This window comes from Rhodothermales bacterium (genome assembly GCA_034439735.1).
In the GTDB taxonomy this organism is placed as follows: domain Bacteria; phylum Bacteroidota; class Rhodothermia; order Rhodothermales; family JAHQVL01; genus JAWKNW01.
Map to the genome: position 1 here is coordinate 1 of JAWXAX010000171.1, position 18,147 is coordinate 18,147.

Consider the following 18,147-nt stretch of genomic DNA (forward strand, 5'->3'; position numbering starts at 1 on the left):
CAGGAAGGCGAACAGCAGGAGGGCAAACAGCAGGAAGGCAGCACGCCCCAGGAGCAGCTTGCGAAGCAGCAGGAGCTTTCGAGCGAAGAGATGAAGCAACTCGAATCCTTGCTCGAACAGATTAAGGAGCGGATGGATGAACTCAAACAGGCGCCAAGCGAGGAGATGGAGCGCCTCAACGAACAGGTCCAGGAAGAGCAACTCCCGCAGCAGATGCAGGAAAACGCCGAGCAGCTGCGGCAAAATGAGCTACAATCTGCCCAGCAGCAGCAGCAGCAGATGCAACAGCAGCTCCAGCAGATGCAGCAGCAGCTCCAGCAGATGCAGCAAGGCATGGAGGGTTCGCAGGTGCAGATCAACATCGCCGCATTGCGTAGGGCCTTGAGCGACATCCTCACCCTGTCGCAGGAGCAGGAGAAGTTGATCAATGACGTCCGGGCACTGTCGCCAGACAGTCCGGCGCTGCGGCAATTCGCGCAGGCGCAAGTCGAACTCGGCGAGGGGGCGGCCGTCGTCAGCGATTCGCTACAGAAGCTCGCGCGGGATATTCCGAACATGACCCGGGAGGTGCAACAACAGGCCGGCGAGGCGCTCCGCGCGATGGGGTTGTCTACCGAGGCGATGACCGAACGGCAGTCCGGCCAGGCCGCCGCGCATCAGAAGAGCGCCATGATGCACCTGAATGAACTGGCGTTGTTGCTATCGGACCTGCTCGATCAGATGATGAACATGCAAAGCTCCGGCTCGGGCAGCGGCATGTCCATGCAGCAGATGACGGAGCAGATGCAGAACGCTGCGCAGAAACAGCAGCAACTCAATCAGCAGATCCAGCAGATGCTCAACCAGATGCAGGGCGACCGGCTCTCGCCGGACATGCAGGATCGCCTGCGCCAGATGGCCGCGCAGCAGGAGTCGATCCGCTCCGAGATCAAAAACCTCAGCCGCAACCCGGAAATGCGGGGTAAGATGATGGGCGACCTCAACAAGATCGCCGAACAGATGGAAGAGACGATCCAGGAGCTGCAGCGCGGACAACCCGGCCGGCGGACGCAAGAACGTCAACAGCAGATCCTGACCCGCATGTTAGACGCCACGCGTTCGATGCAGGAACGTGGCCGCGAAAACCGGCGCGAAGGCCAGATCGGCGAGCCGACCCCTCGCGACAGCCCCGGCCAGTTGCCGGCCTCGGAAGACGCCGAAAGCCTCCGCCGTGCGCTCATCGAAGCCCTCGAAAGCGGCTACTCGCCCGACTACGAGGACCTCATCAAGCGTTATTTTGAACTGCTCCAGCGGTCGACAGGCAACCAGCCGTAGTCAATCAGCGGTAGTTAATCAGTGACGTTACGCCGTGAAGACCAGAAACGGGTAAAATGCCGGTTTTCAAACCGCAGAGACGCAACATGTGGCGCCTCCTTGCAGGCCCGGCGTAACGTCAGTTAATCAGCGGTAGTCAACCAACCGGATCGTCAAGAAAACGCGCCCGGAGGTCCAGCGTAGGGATGCGGCAGGCTTCGGTGCGCCCGAACCAGCGATAGCGATTTCGCGCGATGAAGTCGTAGATGGCATCCCGCAGCACGCGAGGGATAATGATGCCCGCATACACTACCGGCCAGCCCCCCGACAGCCGGCGCGCAATACGCAGCGCCGCGCTCGAACGCGTATAACACTGCCCCTCCTCAATCAGCACGATGCTGTCCAGCACGCCCGCGTCGCGTCCACACTGAGCCAGGGCGGGCTTCGCCGCCTCCGATTGGAGGGCGGCAAAGCGAAAGTAGCTCTCCGGGTCCCTATCGATTACGAAGTGGACGGAGCCGTTGCACAGATTGCAAACGCCGTCGAATAAAACCAGCGCATGGCCGGCGCTCGGACTGCCGGCCCGTGCGGCGTCCCGAGTCGTAGGATCAGGGGAATCCATGGGAGAACCGTTCTGAATTGCCATTTCCGGGCCCCGATGTCTGTCCCGTGTTAAGGGAGATCGTGCGGAAGCAGTGATTGTTCCATCCCCGGAACCCTGAATGTGAAATCGGAACGCCAATCCAGCGCGGATTCGAGGGATTCGCGCTGTCTTGTTTCTCATTGAGCAAAAAACTTGTCTCGAAAACGCTTTTTTAGTACATTTGTGCTCGTTCTGACCGCCAGCCAGAACACGCCTGCCCTTCCTGCCCACGCGATATGCCAGGCTTCGAGCAAGCTTCCACCACAATGGCAAGACGAGACTACAGCTTTTCTGTCAACCCCAACTTACAGAAGTACGCCATTGTCTATGAGGATCTTATTTGTCTCTGAAGAGGTCGCTCCTTTTGCCAACGCCACGGAAATCGCTCTAATCGCCCGCCTCATCCCCGAACAGCTGCAAGAAAGCGGCGAATGCGACGTTCGGATCATGATGCCTCGTTACGGCCAGATCAGCGAACGCAAAAACCGCCTCCACGAAGTGATCCGTCTTTCCGGCAATGATATCCGTATCAATGGCCAGAAGGAACCCCTGAAAGTCAAAGTAGCCTCGATTCCGGGCATCCGGCTCCAGGTCTACTTCATGGACAACTCCAATTTCTTCAAGCGAAAGGGCATCCTATCGGATCGCGAGGGCAGCGTGTTCACAGACAACGTGGAACGTGCCTATTTCTTCAGCCGCTCGGTGCTCCAGACGATTCGCAACCTCGGCTGGCAGCCGGACATCGTCCACTGCTTCGGCTGGCTCAGTTCACTCACTCCGCTGCTGCTGCGCACCGAATTCTCGGACGACCCGATATTCGCCCGCACCCGCAGCGTGTACACGCCTGGCCTGGAGTCGTCGGACCAGCAGGTGAGCGCCTCGTTTATGTCCGAGCTGGTCTACCCGGATGGGCTGATGCCGCACACCCTGAGCGTCTCCGAAATGGCCTCGCACCTGGCCGATCATACGATCCACCTGCCGTCCGCGAATGGGTCCGCGAAGGGTGGGATGCGGTTCGCGGCCGAGGCCGGCGCATGCTGCGAACAGGCAACGCAATTGTATGAACAGGTCTTGAATGAAGTCGCTGTTTGAAACCTGCACCCCGTTCAGGCATTGACACCTTCTTCAAAACCCCGGCGGACTGGCTCCCCGGGGTTTTTGCTAAAACGAGGACGGCTCTATACGATTTTCTCACCACCATCGTTAGTACCGGACGCGCCTCGCGTCGAATCCTTCCCGACGAGGCCTCACTTACGTAATCTGGCGGTAGCTTCCCGCCACCCTGCATGGTTTCACCCCGACCGATTTACCTCGCCAGTATTCTGTGCGCCGGCTTCCTGTTTTTGAGTGCTTGCGAGGACCCTTCCGCCGTTGGCCTGGACCTCGTTGATACGGAGGGCGGTGTCCCCCAGCTCCAGCGCGTCGCGTTCGATCGCCTCGAAACGACGTCCGGCGATGGGCTTGTCGACAATGCTACGACACTGCAGTCGGGCTTCGTGGACGACCCGATCGTCGGTTCGATTGAGGCCACAGGATATATCGATTTCCTCGAAAATCTGGTGCTGCCGCCGGCTTACAAGAACGGCACGCTGACGGGCTTACTGCTGCGGTTGGAGCTGGCGACGGTGTATGGAGATTCGTCGTCACCCGTCACGTTTGCATTACACGAGGTGCTGAGCGAGTTCAAATCTTCTGGCAACGAGCAGGATGACGTCCCCGCCGTTGGACTCGAAATCGTGCAGTTTACCGTCGATCCGGACGACGACGCAATCCTCGTAACCCTGCCGGAGTCGTTTTATGCCGGGCGCGATACCACCTTCCGCTCGATCTTCTTCGGGACCTCGTTTCACGGATTTCAGGTGCGTCCGGTATCGGGAGCGGCGGTGATCGGGCTGTTTAACTCCGTCACGTCCGAGTCGAACCTGCGGGGCATCGTTGGCGCGGACACCGTCACGTTCCTCGCCACCAAGGGGCTCACGGCGTACACCCGGCCTACACCGGCCACGCCGCCGCCGGGTGTTACCATCTTGCAACAAGGCCTCGGGCCCAACCTGGCGTTTGATTTCGACCTGGACGCGTTCGAACAGTCGTCCGTCAATCGCGCGGCGTTCCAGGTGACGCTGGACACGCTGGTTTTTGAGAACGACCCACCGGCCTTTGTCCGCCCCCCGCTCTCCAACATGGCGCTTCACGGTGTCCTGGCGGATTCGACCTCGATCATCCTTGCTCTCGGTACGCTGCGGAGCAACGGTGTCACGCTGGATTTTGACTCGGCCTCCTTCCGCGAGGCGCTCCAGAGTGTGTTGCTCGGCGCGCCGGCGTTCGACCACTATGAAATTCGTTTCCTGTCGGCTTCCGGGAATAACCTCTCTTCACTTGTATTCCGGGACACCACGTCGGCCGAAACGCCACCAAGCCTCTATCTGACCACTACGCCCCTCAACCAGGGAAATTGAGTTCGGCCCTCTGATCCCCATCACCCATCCCCACGCCTCGCATGTCCTTTTCGCCCCGCATCACCCTCGCCCTCGCGGCCACGCTCCTTGCGCTGGCACTTCCGTGCGGGGTATGGGCCCAGCAGCGCAGCGACGGTTCTGTATATTCTCGCTTCGGCCTTGGCGAGTTATATAGCAACACGTCTTCCCAGATCCAGGCGCTGGGCGGCGGCGGGACCGCGCTTTCTTCCTTCAACTACGTCAACCTCGCGAATCCGGGCACGTGGGCGGACCAGGTCGTGACGCGACTAGCCGGAGGCGTACAGTTTCAGGGGCTTGACATCGAAGACGCTACGGGGGCGAGCAGCCGGCTAAACTCGAGCATGCTCGGCTCCTTTCAGTTTGGTTTCCCCGTGCTTCCGGGCAAACTCGGCTTTGTGGCCAGCTTCGCCCCCTACTCGCGGGTGGCGCACAGCGTTCGCAGCGGTCAGGTTGTCATTGATGATCCGACCCTCACCTCGCCGGCCGCCTACAACATCCGGTTCGAGGGCAGCGGCGGGTTGCAGACCGTTGCCCTGGGCCTCGGATACCGGCTCAACAAAAACGCCAGTATCGGCGGCGCGCTCAACCTCAACTTCGGCATCCTCCGGGAGTCCCGCTTCACCGAGTTCACCACATCCGAGTTCACCTCGACCCAGCTCGACCTGTCAACGCGCCTCTCCGGGGTCTCCGCCACCTTCGGTACACTTTTCACGTTCCGCCAACTCGCCTCCGAGTCTGACGCCTTGACGATAGGATTCAGCCTCAGCACACCCGGAAGCGTCGACGGCGTCCAGACGATCACTTCAGGCGATCCACTCGATCCGGATACCCTCGGCATCCCCTTGCGAGGGGCGCTGGACCTTCCGCTCCGGCTAAACGGAGGCCTCGCGTATTATCTGAATCGGCGGTGGACCTTCGTCGTGGACGGTACCCTCGAGCCATGGGACAAGCTGGATGGAGACCTCGCCCTCGCCGGCTTCGCCCCGGACGGCTCTTCGATCCTGGACGAACGGACGCGTGTTTCCGCCGGCGTGGAGCACCTCCCCTCGATCAACCCCCTCGATTCCTATCTCAAGCGTATTGCCTACCGCCTCGGGGGATATAGCGACACCGGCTACGTCATCCCCCGGGCTGGCGTGAGCTTCCGGACGACGGCGCTCACCGGTGGCCTGAGCCTGCCCACCCTCTTCCCTGGCACACACATTGATATAGGATTTGAGGTAGGCCAACGAGGCAGCACCGATTCAGGCTTCGTCCGGGAATCCTTCTACAAGATCCTGGTGAATATGAATATCGGAGAGCGCTGGTTCGATCGCCGGAAACTCGGTTGAGGTCTCCTTGTCTTTTATGTATACTTCACCACTTCGCCACCGCGAAACCTTAACGAACACAGGTCAGATGAACCCTTCGGAACGACGCCATACCGCACCCTGGGTCGGCATCCTTACCGCGCTAATCCTTGCCGGAGCCACACAAACGCCGGTTTTTGCGCAGGAATGTTCGGACCCGCCCGAGGCCAACGAACAGGCCATGAACTACAGCCTGTACTGGGAATCCTTTAAAAATAAGGACTACGTATCCGCGCTTCCTTATTTGAAATGGGTCCTAACATGCGCTCCTGCCTACGCCGGCCCCGGTAAATTTGACGACCGCAACCTCGATCGCGCCACCAAGCTCTACGAAGCCCTGGCGACCGAAGCGGCCGACGAATCCACATCGCGCGCCTACCTCGACACCGCCCTGTCTTATTTTGACGCCGCGGTGCCCACTTTGAAGGACGCTAATGCCGAATTCAGCGAGGCCGAGTGGATCCTCAATAAGGGACGTTTCATCCAGAAACATGCCCCGACGCTCGCTGATCTCCAGGCTCAGGTTGGAGGTATCTACCGGCAGGTCTACGAGATGGACCCCATCCTACTGGACCCGCGTCCCTATTACCTGAACGTGATCGTGGACGACCTGGCGCAAACGGATGTCCAGCAAGCCGTCGACTTCCTGGAGGATGCCGAGTCGAAATTCGGTCAAGAACCGGAGACGGTTGAGCTCATTGCGCAGAAGCGCAACGCGCTGTTTAAGTCGCCGGAGGAACGCATGGGCTTCCTCGAGGATCAGCTTGCAAAGAATATGGGCGATGAAAAAATCATCGACGAACTCATCGACATTTACAAGGAGTTGGAGGAGCGCGATAAGCTGCTCGGGATGCTGAACCAGATGCTGGCCATCGCCCCCACCGCAAAGGTTCATATGGAGATCGGTGTCCTGAAGCTCGAGGACGGCGACGCCGAGGAAGCATTGACAAGCCTGGAAGCAGCGCTTGCGCTGCCGGACGGCGCGCAGCATGCCCGCGACATCAATTACAACCTCGGCATCGCCGCTCAGCAGCTGGAGCAATACGCCCGCGCCCGGACGTATTACCGTCGCGCCATCCAGGAGGATGCTTCGTTTGGCCGCGCGATCAAGGCGATCGGCGATCTATACGCCAGCTCCATCCGCGATTGCGGCGCCGCGATGGCGCGGACGGACCGGGCGGTGTACTGGCTTGTCGTAGACTACATGGAGCGCGCGCGTCAGGCCGATTCGGCCCTTTCCAGCACGGTAAATAGCGCCATCGGCACCTATAAGCCGCTCTTCCCATCGGCGGAAGACCTGTTCTTCGAGAGCTGGAAACCCGGCGACACGTATATGGTTAACCAGGGGTGTTATGCCTGGATTAACGAGTCGACGAAAGTTCGATCACCCAATTGATCTTTTTTCGTAGAACATAGGTACCTTACAGCCGGTGCGTTTTGAGACCGCCGGCTGTATTTTTTTATACTTGCCTGAAGCACCTTAACCATCACCCTTCACGTACATCCCCAGTTTCTTTCCAATGCCAACGATCGATACCATTCGCGCACGCCAGATCCTCGATAGCCGGGGAAATCCTACGATTGAAGTTGATGTGATCACGGAAGAAGGCATCCTGGGCCGCGCGGCGGTGCCGAGCGGCGCCTCGACCGGCGTCCATGAGGCTGTCGAACTTCGCGACGGGGACACATCCAGGTATCTGGGCAAGGGCGTGCTCAAAGCCGTCGAGAATGTAAACGAGGAAATCGCGCGCGAATTGATTGGCTGGAGCATCTTCGAGCAGAAACAGATCGATGCGCACCTCATCGCGCTCGATGGCACAGAGAATAAAGGCCGGCTCGGCGCCAACGCCATCTTGGGCGTCTCCCTCGCCGTGGCCAAAGCCGCCGCGGATACCGTCCAGCTCCCCCTCTACCGCTACCTCGGCGGCGCTAACGCCTCGCGCCTGCCCGTGCCCATGATGAACATCATCAATGGCGGGCACCATGCGGACAACACGGTGGACATGCAGGAGTTCATGATCATGCCGGTCGGCGCGTCGTCCTTCAGCGAAGGCCTTCGGATGGGCGTGGAGACCTTCCACCAGCTCAAGCAGGTCCTCAAGAAGAAAGGCTACAACACCGCCGTCGGCGATGAAGGTGGGTTCGCGCCGGATCTTCGGTCGAACGAGGAAGCGATCGAAGTCATCCTCGAAGCCGTCGTGAAAGCCGGCCTGAGCGCCGGCAAGGATGTGTTTATCGCCCTGGACCCGGCGTCGAGCGAGATGTACAAAGACGGCTCGTACCTCTTCTGGAAGAGCGATCCGACCAAGCGCCGATCGTCCGAAGATATGGTCGCCTTCTGGAGCGGCTGGGTCGAGCAGTACCCCATCATCTCCATCGAAGACGCGATGGCGGAGGACGACTGGGAAGGCTGGAAGATGTTGACCGAAGCGGTCGGCAAGAAGGTTCAGCTGGTGGGCGACGACCTGTTCGTGACAAACACGCGCCGGCTCCAACGCGGCATCGACGAAGGCTCGGCCAACGCGATCCTGATCAAGCTCAATCAGATTGGTACGCTGACCGAAACCCTGGAAGCCATCGAAATGGCGCACCAGAACAAGTTCACCGCGATCATCAGCCATCGCTCGGGTGAAACGGAAGATGCGACCATCGCGGACCTCGCCGTGGCGACCAACGCCGGCCAGATCAAAACCGGTTCGGCCAGCCGCAGCGACCGCCTCGCGAAATACAACCAGCTGCTCCGGATCGAAGAAGACCTGGGGACGGCGGCCACCTATCCCGGTCGCCGCGCCTTCAAATTCTAAACGGACCCGCGCTCGCACATGAAACCGATCGCCGCGCTTCGCACCCTTTCCGAACACATCCTCGCCACACCGCAATCGCGCCGCAAAGCGTTGATCACCGGCCTCGTGGTCATGGCCGTTTGGGTTACGTTTTTTGATAGCCATAGCCTGGTCCGACGCGCCCGCTGGCACAGCGAGCTTGGGGCCATCGCAGCTGAGAATACGCGCCTCCAACTCGAGGCCGATTCGCTCAGCGCGGCCATCGAGGCCGGCCTGTCCGACGAAGTCGTCGAGCGCCTGGCGCGCGAAACGTATGGGATGCGCCGGCCCGGCGAAACCGTTTACCGCATCAAGGAAGTCGACTAGCCACCCGGCCCCCGGGCGATTATGAATACCTTTGCTGTAGGCGTGGATCTGGGCGGCACGATGATCAAAGCCGCGCTCGTCGAGCGTGGACAGGGCATCCGTGAACTCGTCTCCATCGACACGCTCGCCGAGGAAGGACCGGAACCTGTCATCGACCGGATTGCCGGCCTCGTTCGCAGGCTGGCATCCGCCGCCAGCGCGGATTCGATCCTCGGCATCGGCATCGGCGCTCCTGGCGCGGTGAACTGGGAGCGGACGTCCGTCAGCAGGGCGCCCAATCTGCCCGGGTGGGATGTCATCAATCTGCAGACGGCGCTCCAAAGCCGCCTGGGCGCGGCCTTTCCTGTGATCGTCGAGAATGACGCCAATGTCGCCGGCCTTGGCTCGGCGCATTATGGCGCCGGGTTGCCGTTCGACTCGTTTATCCTGGTGACGCTGGGCACCGGAGTGGGCGGTGCAATTATCTACCAGAACACGATCTTCCGCGGCGCAACAGGCGGCGCCGGCGAGATTGGCCACATGACCATCGACTACGAAGGGCCGTTCGATCGGTCGGGCGTGGCCGGTGCCATCGAGGCCTATCTCGGGCAACGCTTCTTATCCCGACACGCCCGGTACCAGTTACTTAACCGCCCGGACAGCGTCATCCATAAGATGACTGGCGGAGATCTCGAGAAGATCACCCCCAAGATGCTCCACGAGGCCGCCCTCGCCGGCGATGCTGCCGTGCAGTCGGTCCTCGCCTGGGCAGGCCACAAACTGGGCTGTATCCTCGGATCGGCCATAAATCTGCTCGATATCCGTAAAGTGATCGTCGGCGGCGGCGTTTCCGCGGCGGGCGACTACATCCTGAAGCCGGCGTATGACTCGATGGTACGTTTTGTGATGCCGGGACTTCGCGATGGGTTGGAAATCATCAGAGAACACCTCGGCAATGAAGTCGGCATGCTCGGCGCAGCGCATCTTGTGTTCGAATACCACGACGGTCACGTCTCGGCTTCCTCCTGACGGAGGGTGCGGCCACGACGCGCACATCCGGCTGCCGCTATCCGCCCTCGCCGGCTGCATCTTCGCCTGCTGGGCCGGCCTGGCGCCCCTGGTGTACGCTCAGACCACCGCCCCGACCGATCTCAAGAATCCCGTAGAATCCACGGCGGACTCGCTGGTCATCGTCTTCGGCGGCAGCGCAGGGGATGTTGGAACGCTTTACGGGAAAGCGTCGGTATCCTATGGCGAGACCAAGCTCGATGCCCAGACCATCGAGATCCTCTTCGACATCGACGAACTCCGCGCCAGCGGAGCACCGAGCGACACAGGGATGGTCGGCCGGCCGCAGTTTAAATCGGGCGAGGAGACATTTCAGGGGGATCAGATGGCATTCAATATGCGCTCCGAACGTGGGCGTGTCACGAATGCCGATGTCGTCTACGACGACGGCCATATCCGCGGCGGCATCGTCAAACTCGGAGAGGACAGCACGGCCTATATCCGCAACGGGCGCTACACGACCTGTGAATGCGCCGACGACCCGTCGTATTCGCTACGATCGAGCAAAATGAAGGTCGTCGACCAGAAGAAGATCTTCACCGGCCCGATCCAGCTTTTTCTCTTCAACATTCCGACGCCGGTCTGGCTACCCTTTGCATTCCTGCCGGCACAGGCCTCGCGCCGCAGCGGCCTACTCGCCCCTACCTACGGCGAGGACGAACTGGGCTTTTACCTGCGGGATCTGGGCTGGTACTTCGTGCTGAGTCCGTACACCGACCTACAGTTGCGCGGCGGTTTGTGGACCAGCGGGAGCTGGCAGGCGAATACGCTGTTTCGGTATAACCGCCGATATCGCTACAGCGGGCAACTTCAGATGGATTTCGCCCGCCAGCGTAACGGCGAAAAGAACGATCCGGGGTTCGCGGTTCGCAACAGCACGTCTTTTCGGTGGAGCCATAATCAGACGATCAATCCATCGACATCCATCAACGGCGACATCAACCTGACCACCGCCGGCTACCTGCGCACGATTTCCGAACAATACGACGACCGCGTCACCCAGAGCATCTCCTCAAGCATGCGGTTTTCCAAACGATGGGCGTCAACCGGCCGCTCCCTGAATCTGAGCCTCTCCCAGCGCCAGGTGTTGGACACCGGCGCCGCCAATCTGCGGCTTCCATCACTCTCATTTTCCCAGAATTCGCGCAAACCCTTCGCACGTGAAAACCGCCCCCCCGGCTCCGGCGAGCCCTGGTTCGAGAAGATCACCTATACCTACAACTTCGGGCTCGACAATACCTTCGACTTCAGGCCGCGCTCGGACGCCCAGTTGCTCGCCGCCGGCGACACGTCTGCTCTGGATATCACCTGGGTCGACGCCCTCTTTAACATCGACAAGTACCAGCGGGCCACCGGAGAAGATGAGCCGTTCGACTTCAAGGCCACCAACCGCATCCCCGTGTCCGCGACGTTCTCCGCCAGCCGGTTCAGCCTTAACCTGACGCCGAATCTGAACTATACCGAGGATTGGTACATCAGCACCCAGCGGCGGGACCTCGAGCTTCAGCCCGACTCCACGCAGCGCCTCGTCACCGCCGTGCAGCCCGGCTTTTTTGCTCTCCGCCAATTTTCCTCGGGCGTCTCCGCCAATACGACCATCTACGGGCTTTTTCCGATTCGTGTCGGCGCCTTCACCGGCGTGCGCCACACCCTCCGCCCGACCCTCGCGTTCACCTACCGACCCGACTTCGGCGGTGACTTCTGGGGGTATACGCGGTCGTACACGGACCAGAACGGCAACGAGGTCGAGTACGGCATTGTCAATGGCGTGCAGCAAGGATTGCAGCAGGCCTTATCCCTTTCCGTCGGCAATACGTTCGAGACCAAGCAGGTCACCGTGGACTCAACCGGAGCTGATCGGAATAAGGTGGTCAAGCTCTTCAACCTGGATGGAACGGCCAGTTACAACTTCGCCGCGGACTCGCTGAAGCTGTCGAACATCGGCATTAGCGGACGCACCAGTTTGCTCAACAACACCCTCAACTTGAACGCGCGCGCGACCTACTCTCCCTATCAGCTCAACGCCGAGGGGACCCGTGTGATCGACGCGTACTTCTTCTCCCTCGAGCGATTCCGGCTGGCCCGGTTGACGAGTCTCTCATTAACAGCCAACACCTCGTTTCGGAGCAAGTCGGGCGGCGGCGGCCGGCCGCTCGAATCGTCACGAGCCACGTTAAATGACGATCGAAGTGGCGTTTTTGGCGATCCGATGTCGCGAATCGGTAACAGCATCATGAACCCGACAGGCGACTATGTCGACTTCGACATCCCCTGGTCACTCTCGACCGACTTGACCTATGGTATCCAGAAACAAACGAGCAATCGGACCCGCACCATCACACTGAATGCCCGTTTCGATTTTAGCCTTACGCCCAACTGGAAAGTACAGGGGCGCACCGGGTACGACTTCGAGCGCAAGGAGGCGGTGACGACGAATATCAGTTTCTTCCGCGACTTCGAGTGCTGGCAGATGTCGCTCAGCTGGGTGCCGTTCGGGCGGTATCAGTCGTTCGGATTCAACCTGCAAGTCAAGAGCGGTCAACTCAGGGATTTCCTTCGCATCCGCCAGCCGCGCTCGGATGTCGGCGGTCAATTCGACGGCCTGGTGAATTGATCGCAGGGCGGGAGGCCGGCCCTACTCCTCTGGTACCACCTTTTTAGCCGCTCAGACGTAGAGCGTTATGTATGGAACGCAGTAGAATGGCCATAGAATGACTGTGTTCGCACGTAGTGATCACTCTCCCCCATCCAGGCGTGAGACTATGACGTTCGCAAGCCCCATGTTCAGCCGATTCACCCTCCCATTCGCGCGCCTCTTTTCATCGGCGCCGACCGATCGCCGCATCGCCGGTTATCTCGCCGAGTTGTTCGAAAGCGAGATGGACCATACGGCTGCCGAAGGCCTCCGCTTCTACGTCAAGCGAGGCATTGTGACGCTCCATGGCACACTCTATGACGCCATGGATCGCGACCATGTCATCCAGCTGACGGCCCGAATCCCCGGTCTCGATGCCATCGTGGACCGGCTCCACATCGTTGACGATGTCCACCATGAGGCCTTAAACGCGCGCGTCGTCTTGTTGCTCAACGGCACGCACGCGCCCACCCATTTGCTACCCGCTTAAAATCGAGGTGTGCATAAAAGCCGGACGATAGCTCGGAATCGCGCAGGAATAATTCGGTCCCCGAACACGCCTCGACGACGGCTTGTACGAGCGCCTTTCCTACACCAATGCGTTGAACGTCCGGCTCGACCACGAGATCACACAGATAGCTGAACAAGACCCGGTCGCTGAGAACCCGTGCAAGACCAACGAGTTGCCCATCCAGCCAGGCCGTCAGCACGATAGACGCATTTTCGAACGATGTCCATACCTCGGCGGGATCGCGTGCCTCCCGCAGGAGGGGCCCCCGACGAAACAGCGTGATAATCCGCGCCGGCGTAAGGTCGTTCAACCCCTCGCGTATGATCAGGTTGGCGATGTCTTTGCGAGATTCCTGGGGAGCGATCATGGGGCGTTACGGGTTGGGGCGTCTCAATCAGGCATCTCCTTTCACCCAGCGCGCATCACGCGCCGTGAGATATGCCGTTTCGGAAGGCGCGGGCACGGCCGGGTCGGCCCAAACCCGAAGGCGTTGCCCCTCGGCCTCGAACCAGTATTCGGCGTAGGTCCCGAGAAACTGCCGGGAGAGGACCCGCGCCTCGATGCCTTCCTTCCCTCCAAACTGCACATTTTCCGGCCGAACCGCAAGCACATGCGACGCTGGTGCGGGCGTGGGTGCAAAAGCTTCGGCCAGACGGCCCGGCGCCACGATATTGCTCCCTCCCAAAAACCGGGCGACAAACGCCGTATCCGGTTCGCGATACAGCGTCTCGGGTGCGCCGATCTGCACCAGGCGGCCGGCGTTCATCACCGCGATCCGGTCCGACAACGCCAGCGCTTCCTGCTGATCGTGCGTGACATAGATGCTGGTGGTCCCAAGGGCGTTCTGCAGTTCCTTCAACTCCACGCGCGTTTGTTCGCGAAGCGAGACATCCAGATTGGAAAGCGGCTCGTCGAACAACAACACCCGAGGGCGCACAGCCAGCGCGCGCGCCAACGCCACCCGTTGTTGCTGGCCGCCGGAGAGCTGCGTCACGGGCCGGCTCTCGTAGCCCGACAGGTTCACCCGCGCTAGCGCTTCCGCCGTCCGTGTGGTGATGGTGGCCTTATCAAGCTTCCGCACCCGCAGCCCATACGCGACATTCTCGCCGACCGTCATGGTCGGGAATAACGCATAACTCTGGAAGACCATGGCCGTTGGCCGGTCCTGCGGCGAAGCGTTTGTGACGTCGTCCCGACCGATGCGCACCGTGCCGGCGTCAGGTCGCTCGAACCCCGCGATTGTCCGCAACAGCGTCGTCTTGCCGCACCCGCTGGGGCCGAGGAGCGACACGAATTCGCCGGCCTGGATAGACAACGCGACCCCATTGACCGCCACCGTCTCGCCGAAGCGCTTGACGATATCGACCAGTTCGACGGAGCCGGCGGTGTCCGGCGGATTCAAGGGTGGTGCGGTCATCGGTGGCGATCAGGCCGCGAGGGCGCTCGTCACTTTTTCCGCGGCCTCCTTGAGAAGGATAGCCGTCTCGACCTTCAAGCCGCTGTCTTTGAGGATCTGCTGCCCTTCAGCCGCATTCGTGCCCTGGAGGCGGACGATCAGCGGGACGCGGATTTCCACCTTACGGGCGGCCTCCACGACCCCATTCGCCACGCGGTCGCACCGGACGATTCCACCAAAGATGTTTACCAGGATGGCCTTGACGTTCGGATCCTTGAGGATGATCCGAAAGCCGGCTTCCACCGTCTGGGCGTTGGCGCCGCCCCCGACGTCCAGGAAGTTTGCCGGCTCGCCGCCGGCCAGCTTGATGATGTCCATCGTTGCCATGGCGAGGCCTGCGCCGTTCACCATGCAGCCCACGTTGCCATCGAGCTTGATGTAGTTCAGGCCATGTTCGCTGGCTTCCACTTCGAGCGGAGCCTCTTCGTGGACATCGCGGAGCGCGGCGAGGTCCGGGTGCATATAGAGGGCGTTCGAGTCGAACGTGATCTTGGCGTCGACCGCAATGACATCGCCCTGGGCGGTAAGCACCAGCGGGTTGATCTCGGCGATCGCAGCGTCCGTCTCCTCGTAGGCCTTATAAAGCGCGAGGATGAACTTGACGGCCTGTTTGAGCGCTTCGCCCTCGAAACCAAGGCTATAGGCAAGCCGGCGGGCGTGGAACGGCTGGATTCCCGTGACCGGGTCAATCCACACCTTCAAGATTTTTTCGGGGTGCTCCTCCGCTACGGTTTCGATTTCAACACCACCTTCGGTGGAGGCCATGACGACATTCTGGTTGCGTTGGCGATCCAGCGTGATGCCCAGATAAAACTCCTTCGCAATATCCGACGCTTCCGCGATGAGTACGGCGCGCACCTTTTGGCCTTCGGGCCCGGTCTGGTGCGTCTTCAGCATCATGCCCAGGATCGCGTTCGCTTTTTCGCGTACTTCCGCGACGCCCCGTGCGAGCTTGACGCCGCCGCCTTTGCCGCGGCCGCCGGCGTGTATCTGCGCTTTGACTACAAACAGATCGATGCCGCGCTCGGCCTTCATTTTCTCCGCGGCTGCGACAGCCTCATCCACCGAATAGGCCACGATGCCGGGTTGCACGGCCACGCCGTACCGTTGAAGAACGTCTTTTGCCTGATATTCGTGTAATTTCATGCGTCTCTGGGCGTCAAGAAAGGTGTAAGGCGGAACTCTATCTCAGGAGATCAAAGTCCCAACGTGGCGCTCGGTCTTCGCCGAACCCGCGTTCAGGCCGTGTTGAACCGAAGCTCGCCGGTTAAGTTTACACCGGCAGACTCCCCTCTTTTAATTTTGCTCTAGTTTTCCGGCGTTTTTCCCCTTCCGGCAATTCCGCGGCGCTTGCTTATCATGACGACGATTGACTTTCACATCATGCGTCGCTTTCTCACAGGCACCGTATTTCTGATCGGTTGCCTGATCGTTTTTTTTGTCGTGCTCCATTATGTCGAGTTCGTGGACGATTTTTTCGATCGTGGGGCGAGCATGAGCCAGGTCTTCCTGGAATATTACCCCAACTTCGTCCCAGACATCGTGCGGCTGACGAGTCCTCTGGCCGTATTCCTCTCTTGCGTCTATCTGACGGGCAAGTTATCGCAGCAATTGCAGCTAGCGGCGTTACAGACCAGCGGTGTTTCGTTGTACCGACTGCTGCTTCCTTTTCTCGTAGTGGCCCTGGCCATCAGCGTGTTCATGTTCTGGTTTAACGGGTGGATCGTTCCCAGGACGAACCAGACCGTAATCGAATTCGAGCAAAAGTACCTCAAGAACAAACAGCAGCAACTGGACCCAAGCGACATCCACCGCCAGAACACCCCCGAGAGCATCGTATCGGTTGGGTTTTACGATCGTATGGCGCAGGTAGCCCACAAGGTATCGATACAGCACTTCGGCGACGGCCGGCGGCTCCTGTCGCGCATGGACGCCAAGCGCATGAGCTGGGTGGATTCGCTGGGGGTGTGGCAAATGGCGGATGTCACCGAGCGCACGTTCTTGGACGATGGGCGGGCGCTTTTCCGCAAGATCGATGCACTGGACACCCTGCTGACGATTTACCCCCGGGATCTGGCGCGAACGGAACGGGAAGTGGAATCGATGACCATCCCGGATGCGCGCGCGTACATCGACGCGCTCCAGCGGTCGGGCGCAAACAACACAGGGCGCACGATTGTCGGCTACCAGAGCAAGTTCGCCTACCCCCTGGCGAACGTGATCGTGGTACTAATCGGCATGCCGCTGGCGGCCGTCCGCCGGCGCGGGGGGCAAGCCGTCCAGATCGGTCTTGGCCTGTTGATCGCCTTCTTTTACCTCGCGACGATGAAACTTGTCGAGCCATTCGGGTATAGCGGCGAGTTACCTCCTGTCGTCGCCGCGTGGCTGCCGCACGTCTTGTTCACGTTGCTGGGAATTTTTCTCGTCGCCAGGGCAAAAAAATAGGGAGAGGATGCTCACGCTTCGCCGCTCGGACCTCCAAACTGGATGGGCGGTCCACCATGGGTCGGTGTAGCGATAGGCCCATTGGCCGCTTCATAGCGCCGGATGTTGTCCGCCAACGCCGCCAGCAAGCGCCGCGCGTGGGGGGGCGTAACGATGATGCGGTTTTTCACCCTCGCCTTCGTGACCCCCGGCACGACCCGGATGAAGTCCAGGATAAACTCTTCGCTCGAATGCGCGATCATCACCAGGTTGGCGTATTCACCTTCGGCCACATCTTCGCTTAATTCGATATTTAGTTGGACGTGCGCCTGCCCTTCGTTTGCGTCACTCATGGTGTTTTCCTTTCGATTCCGAGTTGGTGCGCCCGATATTGGCGAGCGCGCTGATGAGATCGCTTTTTGTAATGATGTCGTACGACCCGTCGGTCCGCTGGACCAGGACGGCTCCCATGTCCTGCTCCAGGTACGCGGAGAGGTGTTCGAGGTGGAGGCTGCTGGGGACGATCGGAAAGGGGTCGCTCATGGTGCCGGCCACCTGTTCGTTGCGTGCTTCGGGCGTGGCGATGAGGCGTTTGAGAATGCCCTTTTCGGTCAGGCTGCCCACGACCGACGCGCCGTCCATTACAGGGATCTGCGAGATGCCATGTTCGCTCATGACCGCGATGGCATCGCCCAGGGTGTCGCCGGCCTGTACATGGACGATGTGTTTCTGCCGCCGACGCAGCGCGATCACCTCGTCCGCGGTCACATACGTGGGCCGATCGAGGAAGCCGTTGTTCCGCATCCACCGGTCGTTGTACGTCTTCGACAGGTAGCGGAAGCCGGAGTCCGGCAGTACAATGACCATCACGTCGCTCGGGCTCAGTGTCTCACGGTTGGTCTGGCACCATTGCAGGGCGCCGGCGACGGCCAGGCCGCAGGATTGCCCGACGAACATGCCTTCCTCGCGCGCGAGCCGGCGCGTCATCTGCATCGCCTCTTTGTCCGTCGCGCGGACGTAATCGTCCACCAGGTCAAAGTCCATGTTCTTGGCCAGGATATCCTCCCCGACGCCTTCCGTCACATACGGGTAGATCTCGGTTTTATCGAATTCCCGCGTGAAGAAGTATTTATAGTAGACCGAACCGTAGGGATCGACGCCGA

17 protein-coding genes are annotated in these 18,147 nt (G+C 60.4%); 11 read left to right on the forward strand and 6 right to left on the reverse strand.

What is annotated here, in order from left to right; genetic code table 11:
* Positions 1 to 1,314, forward strand: a 1,314-nt coding sequence (locus SH809_13285) for a chromosome partitioning protein ParA (GenBank protein MDZ4700676.1), incomplete at its 5' end; no start/stop codon positions are given.
* A 136-nt stretch (positions 1,315 to 1,450) separates the two neighbouring features.
* Here the strand turns inward: SH809_13285 and SH809_13290 are convergent.
* Positions 1,451 to 1,915: a DCC1-like thiol-disulfide oxidoreductase family protein gene (locus SH809_13290; protein ID MDZ4700677.1), complete on the reverse strand. Its 465-nt coding sequence runs from the start codon at positions 1,913 to 1,915 to the stop codon at positions 1,451 to 1,453.
* 348 nt (positions 1,916 to 2,263) lie between these two features.
* On the opposite strand from SH809_13290, the gene SH809_13295 reads away from it, so the two are divergent.
* The 9 genes from SH809_13295 to SH809_13335 all read left to right on the forward strand — a co-directional run bounded on the left by SH809_13295 (position 2,264) and on the right by SH809_13335 (position 13,083).
* The gene (locus tag SH809_13295; protein MDZ4700678.1) at positions 2,264 to 3,028 is read left to right on the forward strand and encodes a glycogen/starch synthase; all 765 of its coding nucleotides are present in this window, start codon (positions 2,264 to 2,266) and stop codon (positions 3,026 to 3,028) included.
* 194 nt (positions 3,029 to 3,222) lie between these two features.
* Positions 3,223 to 4,392: a hypothetical protein gene (locus tag SH809_13300; protein MDZ4700679.1), complete on the forward strand. Its 1,170-nt coding sequence runs from the start codon at positions 3,223 to 3,225 to the stop codon at positions 4,390 to 4,392.
* 41 nt (positions 4,393 to 4,433) lie between these two features.
* Positions 4,434 to 5,744, forward strand: coding sequence for a hypothetical protein (locus SH809_13305; GenBank protein ID MDZ4700680.1), 1,311 nt, complete (start codon positions 4,434 to 4,436; stop codon positions 5,742 to 5,744).
* Positions 5,745 to 5,811: 67 nt separating this feature from the next.
* Positions 5,812 to 7,158, forward strand: coding sequence for a hypothetical protein (locus SH809_13310; GenBank protein MDZ4700681.1), 1,347 nt, complete (start codon positions 5,812 to 5,814; stop codon positions 7,156 to 7,158).
* A gap of 124 nt (positions 7,159 to 7,282) precedes the next feature.
* Entirely contained in the window at positions 7,283 to 8,566 is a 1,284-nt protein-coding gene (eno, locus tag SH809_13315) for a phosphopyruvate hydratase (GenBank protein MDZ4700682.1), read from the forward strand.
* A gap of 18 nt (positions 8,567 to 8,584) precedes the next feature.
* A complete protein-coding gene (locus tag SH809_13320; GenBank protein MDZ4700683.1) occupies positions 8,585 to 8,911 on the forward strand; it encodes a septum formation initiator family protein in 327 nt (108 codons plus the stop codon).
* Positions 8,912 to 8,932: 21 nt separating this feature from the next.
* Positions 8,933 to 9,919: an ROK family protein gene (locus SH809_13325; protein MDZ4700684.1), complete on the forward strand. Its 987-nt coding sequence runs from the start codon at positions 8,933 to 8,935 to the stop codon at positions 9,917 to 9,919.
* On the forward strand, positions 9,846 to 12,572 hold the full coding sequence (locus tag SH809_13330; protein MDZ4700685.1) for a putative LPS assembly protein LptD: 2,727 nt from the start codon (positions 9,846 to 9,848) through the stop codon (positions 12,570 to 12,572). Before SH809_13325 ends, SH809_13330 begins: the two co-directional genes overlap by 74 nt.
* A gap of 148 nt (positions 12,573 to 12,720) precedes the next feature.
* Positions 12,721 to 13,083, forward strand: a complete 363-nt coding sequence (locus SH809_13335; protein ID MDZ4700686.1) for a BON domain-containing protein — start codon at positions 12,721 to 12,723, stop codon at positions 13,081 to 13,083.
* On the opposite strand, the gene SH809_13340 is transcribed toward SH809_13335, so the two are convergent.
* Genes SH809_13340 through sucC form a run of 3 tightly spaced genes read right to left on the reverse strand, consistent with a single transcriptional unit; the run spans position 13,043 to position 15,706 of the window.
* Positions 13,043 to 13,471 (reverse strand): GNAT family N-acetyltransferase, encoded by a 429-nt coding sequence (locus tag SH809_13340; GenBank protein ID MDZ4700687.1) that lies wholly within the window; start codon positions 13,469 to 13,471, stop codon positions 13,043 to 13,045. The two genes, SH809_13335 and SH809_13340, sit on opposite strands and share 41 nt — an antisense overlap.
* 27 nt (positions 13,472 to 13,498) lie before the next feature.
* The gene (locus tag SH809_13345; protein ID MDZ4700688.1) at positions 13,499 to 14,521 is read right to left on the reverse strand and encodes an ABC transporter ATP-binding protein; all 1,023 of its coding nucleotides are present in this window, start codon (positions 14,519 to 14,521) and stop codon (positions 13,499 to 13,501) included.
* Positions 14,522 to 14,530: 9 nt separating this feature from the next.
* The gene (sucC, locus tag SH809_13350; protein ID MDZ4700689.1) at positions 14,531 to 15,706 is read right to left on the reverse strand and encodes an ADP-forming succinate--CoA ligase subunit beta; all 1,176 of its coding nucleotides are present in this window, start codon (positions 15,704 to 15,706) and stop codon (positions 14,531 to 14,533) included.
* 237 nt (positions 15,707 to 15,943) lie between these two features.
* Between sucC and SH809_13355 the strand changes: the two genes are divergently transcribed.
* Complete coding sequence (locus SH809_13355; GenBank protein MDZ4700690.1) at positions 15,944 to 17,005, forward strand: LptF/LptG family permease; 1,062 nt, start codon at positions 15,944 to 15,946, stop codon at positions 17,003 to 17,005.
* 11 nt (positions 17,006 to 17,016) lie between these two features.
* Here SH809_13355 and SH809_13360 read toward each other — a convergent pair whose 3' ends face one another.
* Entirely contained in the window at positions 17,017 to 17,337 is a 321-nt protein-coding gene (locus tag SH809_13360) for a DUF3467 domain-containing protein (GenBank protein ID MDZ4700691.1), read from the reverse strand.
* A partial coding sequence (locus SH809_13365) for a pyridoxal-phosphate dependent enzyme (protein MDZ4700692.1) occupies positions 17,330 to 18,147 on the reverse strand: 818 nt, incomplete at its 5' end. The genes SH809_13360 and SH809_13365, both read right to left, overlap by 8 nt.